The following is a 12,029-nucleotide window of genomic DNA, read 5'->3' as shown; positions in this document are numbered from 1 at the left end:
CAGCAGGCTGGCTGCCGCAGCAAATGAAAAAAGCGCCATGCGGCGCTTTTTGTGGGTATGCGAATCGGGTGGGCTCAAAGCACCTCGGACGCGAAATCAGCCAGGCGGGAGCGTTCGCCGCGCGCCAGTGTGATGTGACCGGCGTGCGGCCAACCCTTGAAACGGTCTACGGCAAAGGTCAGACCTGAGCTGCCCTCGGTGAGGTAAGGCGTGTCGATCTGCGCCAGGTTGCCCAGGCAGATGATCTTGGTGCCCGGACCTGCCCGCGTGATCAGCGTCTTCATCTGCTTGGGTGTGAGGTTCTGTGCCTCGTCGATGATGACGATCTTGTTCAGGAAGGTGCGCCCGCGCATGAAGTTCAGGCTCTTGATCTTGATCTTGCTGCGCACGAGGTCGTTGGTCGCGGCACGGCCCCATTCACCGGCGGCGGTCTCGCCACGGGCCAGCACTTCCAGGTTGTCGTCCAGCGCGCCCATCCATGGGCTCATTTTTTCTTCTTCGTTGCCGGGGAGGAAGCCGATGTCCTCGCCCACCGGGACGGTCACGCGGGTGACGATGATCTCGGTGTAACGCCGCTCGTCGAGCACCTGGCTCAGTGCCGCGGCCAGTGTCATCAGCGTCTTGCCGGTGCCGGCGGTGCCGGTCAGCGTGATGAAGTCGCAGTCCGGGTCCATCAGCAGGTTGAGTGCGAAGTTCTGCTCGCGGTTGCGGGCGGCCACGCCCCAGACGCCGTTCTTGGCGTGGGTGTAGTCCTTCAGCGTCTTCAGCACCGCCGACTTGCCGGTGATCTCGGTGACGCGGGCATAGAGCGGTGCGTTGCCCGGACTCTCCAGGTAGACGAACTGGTTGATCATCAGCGACGGAACCAGCGGGCCGCTGATGCGGTAGAAGGTCGAGCCCCCCTGCTGCCAGCTTTCCATGGTCTTGCCGTGGCGCTCCCAGAAGTCTGCGGGGAGCGCCATGACACCGGTATAGAGCAGGTCACCGTCTTCGAGCGTCTTGTCGTTGAAGTAGTCTTCGGCAGGCAGGCCCAGTGCCCGCGCCTTGATGCGCATGTTGATGTCCTTGGACACCAGCACCACCTCGCGCTCCGGTTGCTGTCCCCGCAGGGCTTGCACAACGCCGAGGATCTGGTTGTCTGCCTTGCCTTGCGGCAGGCCATCGGGCAGCTTGAAATCGACGAAGGTGGTCTGGAAGAACAGCTTGCCACCCGCATCACGGTGGCCGGTGCGGGCCAGCGGAATGCCGGCAGCAGGATCGAATTTCGAGGAGTCGCCCTGGCTGGCGGCGAGCGCGTCGAGTTCGCGGCTGACCTGCCGGACATTGCGCGAGACTTCGCTCATGCCTTTCTTGTGGCCGTCCAGCTCTTCGAGCGTGATCATCGGCAGGTAGATGTCGTGTTCTTCAAAGCGGAACAGCGACATCGGGTCGTGCATCAGCACGTTCGTGTCGAGCACGAACAGCTTGGCCGGACCGGTGCGGGCCGAGCGCGCGCGGGGGGCCTTGGGGGTTGGTCGCGCCACGGGGGCGCGCGCCACTGGTGCCAGCGTCGTTGCTGCGACCTTGGCTGCGACGGGCGCAGGTTTGACCACCGGGGGCGCTGCGGCTGGCGGCGGCGGTGGCTGCAGTTCCAGGGAGGCAGGCTCGTCAGCAGGGGCCTTCAGCGTGCGCCTTGCCGGCTTGGGTGCGGCCTGGGCATCGAAGGACGAAGGGTCAAGGATGGTGCCGCGCTTGGCGGGTGGTTTGGGCAGAGGCATGAGCTATGGCGTCACTGGAAAAAGAAAAAGCCGCACAGCAAGCTGTACGGCTTCTCGTTGGTCGGCGAATGCGGTTCATGTCTTACGCGCATGAACCCATTATGCACAGGCCGCCGGTGTCGCCAAGGGTGCTCAGGCGGGGCTCTTCAGCTCCTTGACGGTCTTGAGCACTTCTTCCACATGACCAGCCACCTTGATGCCACGCCATTCGGCGCGCAGCACACCTGCAGGGTCGATCAGGAAGGTCGAGCGCTCGATGCCCTTCACCTTCTTGCCGTACATGATCTTGTTCTTGACCACGCCGAACATGTGGCAGAGCTTTTCTTCGGTGTCGGCGATCAACTCGAAGGGCAGTTCCAGGTTCTGCTTGAACTTGTCGTGCGAGGCCATGTTGTCGCGGGATACACCGAACACCACGGCGCCAGCGCTCGTGAAATCCTTGTGGTGATCACGAAACTGCATGGCTTCAGTGGTGCAGCCGGGCGTGTTGTCTTTCGGGTAGAAATACAGCACCACGGTTTTGCCGAGGAACGCCTGGGGGGTGAATTTCACGCCGCCGGTTGCATTCGCTTCAAGTTCCGGAAGAGGTTTGTTGAGAGCGGGCGTCATGCAATTTCTTTGAGTCTGAGGATCCCTGACGGGGATAAGCCATCTATTATAAGTCCAGTCGAGGGCATGAAGCCATCCGGCGGGATGGGTACGCGTACGGCCTCAGCTTCGATCAACCGATCAGCAGTGCCGCCACTACCCGGCGGTTTTCGCTGGCGAGCACGTTGTAGGTGCGGCAGGCCGCCAGCGTGTCCATGCACTCCACTCCGATGCGGGCGTCGATCAGCGTACGGATCAGTGAAGGGTGCACGAAGCGGATCTTCTTCCCACTGCCGAAGATCACCAATTCAGGCTGGTAGGCCAGCAGCGCATCGAAGTCCTCGCGTGTCAGGTCCTCGTGGCGCTTGCACGCCCATGCCACCACCTCGCCCTTGAACGGCACGATCACGCTGCTGCGCCACTGCTGCAGCCCGATCTGGTTGTTCACGGATACGGCGTCATGCGTCGTGGAAAAGATGGCGTTGACGCCTTCGATGCGGTCGGGCTGGAGTTTCACGGCGGTCGGCGCTGGCGCCGGAAGTGGGGGGCGGACCGGAGATGGGGCCGGGATGCGTTAAATTCTAGCTTTTGTCGTCTTCCCTCACTCGAACAGGATCTCCCTCGTGCTCAAGACCGTCGCCAAGTCCAGCAAGCTCGCCAACGTGTGCTACGACATCCGCGGGCCCGTGCTGGAAAAGGCCCGCCAGATGGAGGAAGAAGGCCACAAGATCATCAAGCTCAACATCGGCAATCTGGCGGTGTTCGGGCTGGAGCCGCCGGACGAGATCGTGCAGGACATGATCCGCAACATGCCGCATTCGGCTGGCTACACGGATTCCAAGGGCCTGTTCGCGCCGCGCAAGTCGGTCGTCCACTACACGCAGGAAAAGGGCGTGCGGGGCGTCACGGTCGATGACGTGTACCTGGGTAACGGCGCTTCCGAGCTGATCGCCATGAGCATGAATGCGCTGCTCGACGACGGCGACGAGGTGCTGATCCCGTCGCCGGACTACCCGCTCTACACGGCGGTCGTGGCACTCTCGGGCGGCAAGCCGGTGCACTACGTCTGCGACGAGCAGTCCGAGTGGATGCCCGACATCGCCGACATCCGCGCCAAGATCACGCCGCGCACCAAGGCCATCGTCGTCATCAACCCGAACAATCCGACGGGTGCGCTCTACCCGGACGCCGTGCTGCGCGAGATCGTGCAGGTGGCGCGCGAGCACCAGCTCATCGTCTTCGCCGACGAGATCTACGACAAGACGCTCTACGACGGCCATGTGCACACCAGCATCGCCGCGCTGGCCGACGACGTGCTGATCCTGACCTTCAATGGCCTGAGCAAGAACTACCGTGCCTGCGGCTACCGCGCCGGCTGGATGGTGGTGTCGGGCGACAAGCGCCATGCCCGCGACTACATCGAAGGGCTGAACATGCTGGCCTCGATGCGCCTGTGCGCGAACACGCCGGGACAGCTCGCGATCCAGACGGCGCTCGGTGGCTACCAGAGCATCAAGGACCTGGTGCAGCCCGGCGGCCGGCTGTGCCGCCAGCGCGATCTGGCGCACAAGCTGCTGACCGAGATTCCGGGCGTGACCTGCGTCAAGCCCAAGGCGGCGCTGTACATGTTCCCCCGGCTCGACCCCACGATGTACCCGATCGCCGACGACCAGCAGTTCGCCTACGAGCTGCTGGCCGAGGAGAAGGTGCTCATCGTGCAGGGCACCGGTTTCAACTGGGCCACGCCGGACCATTTCCGCCTCGTGTTCCTGCCCAACTCGGACGACCTGACCGACGCGGTCGGGCGCATCGCCCGCTTCCTCGACGGTTACCGTCGCCGTCACGGCACCTGAGCAGCGTTTCTACCCGGCACTGCTCCGCCATTGTTTTCTGACCTGATTTTTGACCGTAGATCAATCGCCATGAAACCCATCCAAGTCGGCCTGCTGGGCATCGGTACCGTCGGCAGCGGCACGTTCAACGTGCTCAAGCGCAACCAGGAAGAGATCCGCCGCCGCGCGGGCCGCGGCATCGAGATCACGATGGTGGCGGACCTGAACGTCGAGCGTGCCCGCGAGATCGTCGGTGACGGCGTGGCTGTCGTGGCCGATGCACGCCAGGTGATCGCCAATCCGGCCATTGACATCGTCATCGAGCTGATCGGTGGTTACGGCATCGCCAAGGCCCTGGTGCTCGAAGCGATCGCCGCCGGCAAGCACGTCGTCACCGCCAACAAGGCGTTGCTGGCCGTGCACGGCACCGAAATCTTCGCAGCCGCCCGCGAAAAGGGCGTGATCGTCGCGTTCGAGGCTGCGGTCGCCGGTGGCATCCCGATCATCAAGGCGCTGCGCGAAGGCCTGACCGCCAACAGCATCCAGTGGGTGGCCGGCATCATCAACGGCACGACCAACTTCATCCTGTCCGAGATGCGCGACAAGGGCCTGGACTTCGACGTGGTGCTGAAAGAAGCGCAGCGCCTGGGTTACGCCGAAGCCGATCCCACCTTCGACATCGAAGGCGTGGACGCGGCCCACAAGGCCACGCTGATGAGCGCGATCGCGTTCGGCGTGCCGGTGCAGTTCGACAGGGCCCATGTGGAAGGCATCACCAAGCTGTCCGCCGTGGACATCCGCTACGCCGAGCAGCTCGGCTACCGCATCAAGCTGCTGGGCATCGCCAAGCGGCAGGCAGCGGGCATCGAGCTGCGCGTGCACCCGACGCTGGTGCCGAGCAAGCGCCTGATCGCCAATGTCGAGGGCGCGATGAACGCCGTGATGGTGCAGGGCGATGCCGTGGGCACGACGCTGTACTACGGCAAGGGCGCCGGCAGCGAGCCGACCGCCTCGGCCGTGATCGCCGATCTGGTGGACATCACCCGCCTGCACACCGCCGACCCGGACCACCGCGTGCCGCACCTGGCCTTCCAGCCGGACGAGCTGCACACGACGCCGATCCTGCCGATCGAGCAGGTGCGCACCGCGTTCTACCTGCGCCTGCGCGTGGCGGACCAGAAGGGCGTGCTGTCGGCGATCACCTCGATCCTGGCCGCGTCCGACATCTCGATCGACGCGGTGCTGCAGCGCGAGTCCAACGACGGCGAGCACCAGACCGACGTCATCATCCTGACGCACGAGACACAGGAGGGCGTGATGCGCGCGGCGCTGGCGCAGATGCAGGCGCTGGCGACGGTGCTGGCGCCGATCGTGAGTCTGCGCAAGGAAGAGCTGGCGTGAGCCGGCTGTCCGCACTCTGAAGCACGCACGATGAAGTACATCAGCACCCGAGGCGACCAGACCGAGCGCCGTTTCTGCGAGATCCTGCTGGAGGGCCTCGCGCCCGATGGCGGCCTGTACCTGCCGGTCCGCTATCCGAAGATCGACACGGCCACGCTGGCCCGCTGGCGCGGCCTGTCCTACGCCGAACTCGCGTTCGAGATCCTGTCGCTCTACATCGACGATATTCCGCCGCTCGACCTGAAGCGCCTGGCCGAGAAGACCTACACCGCCGAGGTGTTCGGCACCGACGCCATCGTGCCGCTCAAGCCACTGGAGCCGGGCCTGTGCCTGGAGTCGCTGTCCAACGGGCCGACGCTGGCCTTCAAGGACATGGCGATGCAGCTGCTGGGCAACCTGTTCGAGTACGAACTGGCGCGCCGCGGCGAGCAGCTCAACATCCTCGGCGCCACTTCTGGCGACACCGGCAGCGCGGCCGAGTACGCGATGCGCGGCAAGGCCGGCGTGCGCGTGTTCATGCTGTCGCCGCACGGCCGCATGAGTCCGTTCCAGCAGGCGCAGATGTTCAGCCTGCAGGACGAGAACATCCACAACCTCGCCGTCGAGGGCGTGTTCGACGACTGCCAGGACATCGTCAAGGCCGTCTCGAACGATCTGGAGTTCAAGCGCGCCTACCGCATCGGCACGGTGAACTCGATCAACTGGGCGCGGTTGCTGGCGCAGGTCGTCTACTACTTCGCCGGCTACTTCCAGGCGACGCAATCGAATGACGAGCAGGTCAGCTTCACGGTGCCGTCTGGCAATTTCGGCAATGTCTGCGCGGGCCATGTGGCGCGCATGATGGGCCTGCCGGTCAAGCACCTCGTGGTGGCGACCAACGAGAACAACGTGCTCGAAGAGTTCTTCCGCACCGGCACCTACCGCGTGCGCGGCAGCAGCGAGACCTGGGAAACGTCGAGCCCTTCGATGGACATCAGCAAGGCGTCGAACTTCGAGCGCTTCGTGTTCGACCTGCTCGGCCGTGATGGCGTGCGCACCAAGGCGCTGTTCGGTGACGCGCTGAGCCGCGAGGGTGTGTTCACCGTGTCCACTGACGAGTTCGCTCGCATCGCCGGTTACGGTTTCCAGTCGGGCCGCTCGACCCACGCCGACCGACTGGCGACGATCCGCGCGACCTACGAAGGCCAGGGCGTGCTGATCGACACCCACACCGCCGACGGCGTGAAAGTGGCGCGCGAGCTGCGTGAGGACGGCGTGCCGATGATCGTGCTGGAAACGGCGCTGCCGGCCAAGTTCGAGGGCACGATCGCCGAAGCGCTTGGCGCCGAGGTGCATGCGCCGCGTCCGGCTGCGCTGGCCGATCTGGAGTCGCGCCCGAAGCGCTTCCGGGTCATGCCGGCCGATACGGCGGTGATCCAGCAGTACGTCCGCGACCACGTGCCGCTGTGAACGTCATCGGCCTCTGCGGCGCGTCCGGTTCGGGCAAGACCACGCTTGGTGAGGGTCTGATCCGGGCGTTCAAGGCGCAGGGTTGCCGGGTCTCGGTGATCAAGCACACCCACAAGCCCTTCGACATCGACCGCCCCGGCAAGGACAGCCACCGCCACCGCGCGGCCGGTGCGTTCGAGGTGCTCGTCGCCAACCCCCACCGCATCGCGTTGATGCGCGAGTTCGAGGTCGAGGCGCATCTGTCCGTGCACCAGCTGGTCGCCGAGCTGAGCGATCTGGGTACGCTGGGCGTCGAGCACTGGGTGATCGTCGAGGGGTTCAAGCACGCCGATCTGCCCAAGGTCGAGGTCTGGCGTGCCGCCCATGGGGCGCCGGCCATGTACCCCGATGATCCGTTCGTCATTGCCGTGGCCCGCCCGACGGCGGACAGCGTGCCCCATCCCACCGGGCTGCCGCTGCTGGATCTGGACGATCCGGCGTCGGTGGCCGATTTCCTGCGAAGCGATCCGCAACGCTATGGCTACCGAGCCCCTGAACACCGCTGAACCGGCGGCAGCCCCACGCCGCCCGGTGCTGCAGAGCCTGGACGATGCACTGGCGAAGCTGCTGGCCGCTGTGGCCACCACCTGCGCGGCGCAGTCCGAAACGGTCTCTACCTTTGAGGCACTCGGGCGCGTGCTGGCCGAGGACGTGTGTTCGCTGCTGGACGTGCCTCCGGCCGACAACACCTCCATGGACGGCTATGCGATGCGTGCAGCCGATGTGGCCGTGGTGGGCACCGTCTTGCCGGTGCGCCAGCGCATTCCGGCGGGCATCGTCGGCCAGCCGCTGCAGCCAGGCACCGCGGTGCGCATCTTCACCGGCGCACAGGTGCCACCCGGTGCCGATGTCGTCGTGATGCAGGAGCAGTGCGAGGCCGTGGCCGGCGACGGGCTGGGCGCCGTGCGCGTCCATTGCGTGCCGCCGGCCGGCCAGTGGATCCGCCGCCGAGGCGAGGACGTGCAGCGTGGTGCCGTCGTGCTCGCGGCCGGCACGCGCCTGACGCCCGCGGCGCTCGGGCTGGCCGCGTCGGTCGGCGCGGCCATGCTGAAGGTCGCCCGCCGACCGCGCGTGGCCGTGTTCTCGACCGGCGACGAGCTGGTGATGCCGGGCGAGGTGCTGCCCGAGCAGATGCGCCCCGGTGCGATCTACAACTCCAACCGCTACACGCTGCGCGGTCTGGTGCAGGCGATGGGCTGCGAGGTGCAGGACCTGGGCATTGTCCCGGACCGGCTCGACGCGACCCGCGCCGCGCTGCGTGCTGCGGCGGCCGACTGCGACCTGATCCTCACATCGGGTGGTGTCTCGATGGGCGAGGAGGACCACCTGCGCCCTGCCGTGCAGGCCGAGGGCCGGCTGGACCTGTGGCAGATCGCGATGAAGCCGGGCAAGCCGCTGGCGTTCGGTGCCGTGCGGCGCGAGGACGGCAGCGAGGCGTGGTTCCTCGGCTTGCCAGGCAATCCGGTGTCGAGCTTCGTGACCTTCCTGCTGACGGTGCGGCCGGTGCTGCTGCGGTTGCAGGGCGCACACGCTGAAAGCTGGGCGCTGCGCCACTATCCGCTGCGCGCGGCGTTCGATTGGCCGACACCCGACCGGCGCCGCGAGTTCGTGCGCGCCCGCGTCAACGCCGACGGCGAGGTCGAATTGTTTCCGAACCAGAGTTCCGGGGTGCTGACCTCGGTGGTCTGGGCCGACGGGCTGGTGGACATTGCGGCCGGGCAGGCGATCGCCCGCGGCGAGGCGGTACGCTTCGTGCCGTTGAGTGAACTGGGATGACCATGCAGATCCAGATCCGTTATTTCGCATCGCTGCGCGAATCGCTCGGTGCCGGTGAGGTGCTGGCGCTCGACGCGCCGCTGACGGTTGGCCAGTTGCGCGACCGGCTCATCGCCCGTGGCGAGCCGCACGCCGGCGCGCTGGCGCGGGGCAGGGCGCTGCGTGCGGCCCTCGACCAGACCATGTGCACCGAGTCGGCCGAGCTGACGCCGGGCGCCGAGGTTGCGTTCTTTCCGCCGGTCACCGGAGGCTGAACGATGTCGTCGTCGCGCCGGTCCAGCGTCTCCATCCAGACCGAGGACTTCGACTTGTCGGCCGAAGTCGCCGCACTGCGGGCCGGTGACGCAGGTGTCGGCGCCATCGCCACCTTCGTCGGCACGGTGCGCGATCGCCACGCAGGCCAGCCCGACAGCGCCTCCATCAGCGCGATGGAGCTGGAGCATTACCCCGGCATGACCGAGCGCAGCATCGAGGCGATGATCGACGACGCCTTCCGCCGCTTCGACCTCCGTGGCGTGCGCGTCATCCACCGGGTCGGTCCGTTGCAGATCGCCGACCAGATCGTGCTGGTCGCGGTCACGTCGATGCACCGTGGCGAAGCGTTCCAGGCGTGCGAGTTCCTGATGGACTACCTCAAGTCCGAGGCGCCGTTCTGGAAGAAGGAAACCACGCCCGAAGGGGCCCGCTGGGTCGATGCCCGCGCCAGCGATGGTGCGGCGCTGACGCGCTGGGGCATCGTCTCTGGCAACGCGGCCAGCGCATGAATGCAACGCTGGTGCAGGCGGGGTCGGTGGCCCTGGGAGCGTCACTGGGCGCATTGCTGCGCTGGCAGGCCGGGGTCCGCCTGGGGTTTGTCGTCGCCGGGTTTCCGCTGGGCACGTTGACCGTCAATGTGGTGGGGGGCTTCCTGATCGGGCTGGCCCTTGTCTGGTTTCGTCTGCATCCGGAAGATACTAACGGCCGGTTGTTGGTCGTCACTGGCTTCCTGGGCGGGCTGACGACGTTCTCGTCGTTCTCGGGCGAGTCGCTGGTCTTGCTGCAGTCTGGAAATGTGCTGCTCGCGCTGGTGCACAGTGCCGCGCATCTGCTGGGTGCGCTGGGCGCTGTGGCGCTGGGGTGGTGGCTGGGGCGGCTGGTCTTCGTCGCCTGAACACCGCGCGCCGGGCCGGGCCTGTCACCCTGGAGTCAGGGCGGTGGCCGCGGTGCCGGCAGACTGCGGACTTTGCCGAACTTTCCTGCCGGAGATCTGCCCATGCGCGCCCTGATCTGTGAATCCTATGGCCCGATCACGCAACTGCGCGTGATCGATGTGGCCGCTCCTGAACCCGGCGCGGGCGAGGTGCGCATCCGCGTCGAGTCGGCAGCGGTCAATTTTCCTGATGCGCTGATGGTCCAGGGGCTGTACCAGGTCAAGCCGGCGCTGCCATTTTCGCCAGGTGCGGAACTGGCGGGCGTGGTCGAGGCGGTCGGCGAGGGCGTGCGCCATCTGCAGGTCGGGCAGCGGGTGATCAGCTTCTGCGGCCATGGGGCCTTTGCCGAGCAGGCCGTTGTCAACGTCCGCCAAGTGATGCCGATGCCCGCAGGGATGGACATGGACACCGGCGCAGCGCTGGTGTTGACCTACGGCACCTCACTGCATGCCCTCCAGGATGTCGGCCACCTGCAGGCGGGCGAAACGCTGCTGGTGCTGGGTGCTGCCGGTGGCGTGGGCCTGGCCGCGATCGAGATTGCGAAGCAGATGGGGGCACGGGTGATCGCCGCCGCGTCCAGCGAGGACAAGCTGGCTTTGTGCCGAACGGTTGGCGCCGACGAGACGGTCAACTACAGCACCGAGGACCTGCGCAAGCAAGTGGATGTGCTGACCGGCGGGCAGGGTGTCCAGATGGTCTACGACCCGGTGGGTGGGGATTACACAGAGCCGGCACTGCGGGCCACGGCGTGGCGAGGCCGCTATCTGGTCGTCGGATTTGCTGCGGGTGCGATTCCGAAGGTGCCCCTCAATCTGGCGTTGCTCAAGGAGCGGGCGATCTTGGGGGTGTTCTGGGGCGATGCCGTCCGGCGGGACCCGGTGACGCACCTGGCGAACATGCAGCAACTGGCGACATGGTTTGCCGAGGGCCGCATCCGGCCTGTGATCAGCGAGCGGGTCGGACTCGACGGTGCGCGCGACGCCATCGCGCGCATGGCGGCGCGGCAGATCAAGGGCAAGGTGGTTGTCCACCCCCATGCTTGACCGCAGCTGAACGAAAAAGGGCGCCCCAGCAGGGCGCCCCTCGCAGCAGCGCCGCTCGGGCGCTGTGCAGCGTCGGCTCAGCGTTGCTGACGGCGACGGCTGACGAAGCCCAGCACGCCCAGGCCTGCCATCAGCATGGCGTAGCTCTCGGGTTCCGGCACCGGGGTCACGGCCGTGACCGCGACGTTGTCCAGTTGCAGGCCCGTGGTCATGCCCGGCAGACCGGCGCCCACCGAGCCGAAGTACAGCTTGTAGCTGGTGTTGTCGGCCAGCGTGAGGCTGCTGCTGTCCGTGCCCATGCCGTTGATCTGGACCAGCGGGCCGGTCGAGACGTAGTTGGACGTGTTCACGTTGTACAGCGCCCAGAAGCCCGAGCCGTTGTAGTCGAAGTTCAGGGTGTACGCGCCACCGGTGCCCACACCGAATGCGGTGTAGGCCGAATCGCCGCCGCCGAACTGCATGAACTGGTTGCCCGCCACGTCCACGATCTTGTGGGTGCCGCTGGTGGCGTCCGAGCCCCACAGCGTGGCGCTGTAGCCGCCCAGGTTCGTGTACGTGTCGAAGGAATCCGTGGCCACCACGGGCATCTCGAAGTCACCGTCGGTGATCAGGTTCGCCGCAGCGTGAGCGCCGGTGCCGATGGTGGCAAGCAGCAGGGCTGCGGCCAGGGAGGTCAGGGTTTTTTGCATGTGCAGTTCCAGTCGAGGGTTTGTTGCAGATTGGAAGTTGGCGGACCGCTTGGAGCGCTTCGTCGTTTCCTGTCGGCACCTTAGCAAGTCCCCTCAAATGAAAACATCTGCAATGGTGGTCGATCCCCTATTGAGGGGTGGCGTGTGGATCCGAGCGGCCAACTTGTACCGAATCGCACTGCCCGACCCTTGATCCACGGGGGTGGGGCTCGTCGCGAGAACATTCCAGCACGTTGATGTCCGCATCTGGCCGGGAAAACCCCCG

Annotated in this window: 13 protein-coding genes; 9 read left to right on the top strand and 4 right to left on the bottom strand. The window is 66.2% G+C overall.

Annotated features, from left to right (window positions below):
- Positions 1–74 precede the first annotated feature (74 nt).
- From AB3X43_RS01255 to AB3X43_RS01245, 3 genes are all read right to left on the bottom strand, one after another.
- Complete coding sequence (locus tag AB3X43_RS01255) at positions 75–1,757, bottom strand: PhoH family protein (protein ID WP_369428076.1); 1,683 nt, start codon at positions 1,755–1,757, stop codon at positions 75–77.
- 132 nt (positions 1,758–1,889) lie between these two features.
- Positions 1,890–2,366, bottom strand: coding sequence for a peroxiredoxin (locus tag AB3X43_RS01250; protein WP_338414042.1), 477 nt, complete (start codon positions 2,364–2,366; stop codon positions 1,890–1,892).
- A gap of 112 nt (positions 2,367–2,478) precedes the next feature.
- Positions 2,479–2,862 (bottom strand): Mth938-like domain-containing protein, encoded by a 384-nt coding sequence (locus AB3X43_RS01245; RefSeq protein WP_369428075.1) that lies wholly within the window; start codon positions 2,860–2,862, stop codon positions 2,479–2,481.
- A 106-nt stretch (positions 2,863–2,968) separates the two neighbouring features.
- Between AB3X43_RS01245 and AB3X43_RS01240 the strand changes: the two genes are divergently transcribed.
- The 9 genes from AB3X43_RS01240 to AB3X43_RS01200 all read left to right on the top strand — a co-directional run bounded on the left by AB3X43_RS01240 (position 2,969) and on the right by AB3X43_RS01200 (position 11,075).
- Complete coding sequence (locus AB3X43_RS01240; RefSeq protein ID WP_369428074.1) at positions 2,969–4,198, top strand: pyridoxal phosphate-dependent aminotransferase; 1,230 nt, start codon at positions 2,969–2,971, stop codon at positions 4,196–4,198.
- Between the two features lie 69 nt (positions 4,199–4,267).
- Positions 4,268–5,578 (top strand): homoserine dehydrogenase, encoded by a 1,311-nt coding sequence (locus AB3X43_RS01235; RefSeq protein ID WP_369428073.1) that lies wholly within the window; start codon positions 4,268–4,270, stop codon positions 5,576–5,578.
- Between the two features lie 30 nt (positions 5,579–5,608).
- Positions 5,609–7,027: a threonine synthase gene (thrC, locus tag AB3X43_RS01230; protein ID WP_369428072.1), complete on the top strand. Its 1,419-nt coding sequence runs from the start codon at positions 5,609–5,611 to the stop codon at positions 7,025–7,027.
- Positions 7,024–7,572, top strand: coding sequence for a molybdopterin-guanine dinucleotide biosynthesis protein B (mobB, locus tag AB3X43_RS01225; RefSeq protein WP_369428071.1), 549 nt, complete (start codon positions 7,024–7,026; stop codon positions 7,570–7,572). The genes thrC and mobB overlap by 4 nt, the downstream gene beginning before the upstream one ends.
- Positions 7,544–8,842: a molybdopterin molybdotransferase MoeA gene (locus AB3X43_RS01220; protein ID WP_369428070.1), complete on the top strand. Its 1,299-nt coding sequence runs from the start codon at positions 7,544–7,546 to the stop codon at positions 8,840–8,842. The genes mobB and AB3X43_RS01220 overlap by 29 nt, the downstream gene beginning before the upstream one ends.
- A 2-nt stretch (positions 8,843–8,844) precedes the next feature.
- A complete protein-coding gene (locus AB3X43_RS01215) occupies positions 8,845–9,096 on the top strand; it encodes a MoaD/ThiS family protein (RefSeq protein WP_369428099.1) in 252 nt (83 codons plus the stop codon).
- 3 nt (positions 9,097–9,099) lie between these two features.
- On the top strand, positions 9,100–9,606 hold the full coding sequence (locus AB3X43_RS01210; RefSeq protein ID WP_369428069.1) for a molybdenum cofactor biosynthesis protein MoaE: 507 nt from the start codon (positions 9,100–9,102) through the stop codon (positions 9,604–9,606).
- Positions 9,603–9,992, top strand: coding sequence for a fluoride efflux transporter CrcB (gene crcB / locus AB3X43_RS01205; protein ID WP_369428068.1), 390 nt, complete (start codon positions 9,603–9,605; stop codon positions 9,990–9,992). The genes AB3X43_RS01210 and crcB overlap by 4 nt, the downstream gene beginning before the upstream one ends.
- A 102-nt stretch (positions 9,993–10,094) precedes the next feature.
- Positions 10,095–11,075, top strand: coding sequence for an NADPH:quinone oxidoreductase family protein (locus AB3X43_RS01200; RefSeq protein WP_369428067.1), 981 nt, complete (start codon positions 10,095–10,097; stop codon positions 11,073–11,075).
- 77 nt (positions 11,076–11,152) lie between these two features.
- Here AB3X43_RS01200 and AB3X43_RS01195 read toward each other — a convergent pair whose 3' ends face one another.
- Positions 11,153–11,764, bottom strand: a complete 612-nt coding sequence (locus tag AB3X43_RS01195) for a PEP-CTERM sorting domain-containing protein (RefSeq protein ID WP_369428066.1) — start codon at positions 11,762–11,764, stop codon at positions 11,153–11,155.
- Between the last annotated feature and the right edge of the window lie 265 nt (positions 11,765–12,029).

The sequence above is a fragment of the Sphaerotilus sp. genome, from assembly GCF_041083715.1.
GTDB lineage: Bacteria > Pseudomonadota > Gammaproteobacteria > Burkholderiales > Burkholderiaceae_C > Sphaerotilus.
Note: the sequence above shows the minus strand (reverse complement) of the source record. Positions and strands in the feature narration are given on the sequence as shown.

What these genes read in the sequence shown, in the direction of transcription:
- AB3X43_RS01255 (WP_369428076.1), bottom strand. Translation starts at nt 1,757, where the DNA reads ATGCCTCTGCCCAAACCACCCGCCAAGCGCGGCACCATCCTTGACCCT.
- AB3X43_RS01250 (WP_338414042.1), bottom strand. Translation starts at nt 2,366, where the DNA reads ATGACGCCCGCTCTCAACAAACCTCTTCCGGAACTTGAAGCGAATGCA.
- AB3X43_RS01235 (WP_369428073.1), top strand. Translation starts at nt 4,268, where the DNA reads ATGAAACCCATCCAAGTCGGCCTGCTGGGCATCGGTACCGTCGGCAGC.
- thrC (WP_369428072.1), top strand. Translation starts at nt 5,609, where the DNA reads ATGAAGTACATCAGCACCCGAGGCGACCAGACCGAGCGCCGTTTCTGC.
- AB3X43_RS01220 (WP_369428070.1), top strand. Translation starts at nt 7,544, where the DNA reads ATGGCTACCGAGCCCCTGAACACCGCTGAACCGGCGGCAGCCCCACGC.
- AB3X43_RS01215 (WP_369428099.1), top strand. Translation starts at nt 8,845, where the DNA reads ATGCAGATCCAGATCCGTTATTTCGCATCGCTGCGCGAATCGCTCGGT.
- AB3X43_RS01210 (WP_369428069.1), top strand. Translation starts at nt 9,100, where the DNA reads ATGTCGTCGTCGCGCCGGTCCAGCGTCTCCATCCAGACCGAGGACTTC.
- crcB (WP_369428068.1), top strand. Translation starts at nt 9,603, where the DNA reads ATGAATGCAACGCTGGTGCAGGCGGGGTCGGTGGCCCTGGGAGCGTCA.
- AB3X43_RS01200 (WP_369428067.1), top strand. Translation starts at nt 10,095, where the DNA reads ATGCGCGCCCTGATCTGTGAATCCTATGGCCCGATCACGCAACTGCGC.
- AB3X43_RS01195 (WP_369428066.1), bottom strand. Translation starts at nt 11,764, where the DNA reads ATGCAAAAAACCCTGACCTCCCTGGCCGCAGCCCTGCTGCTTGCCACC.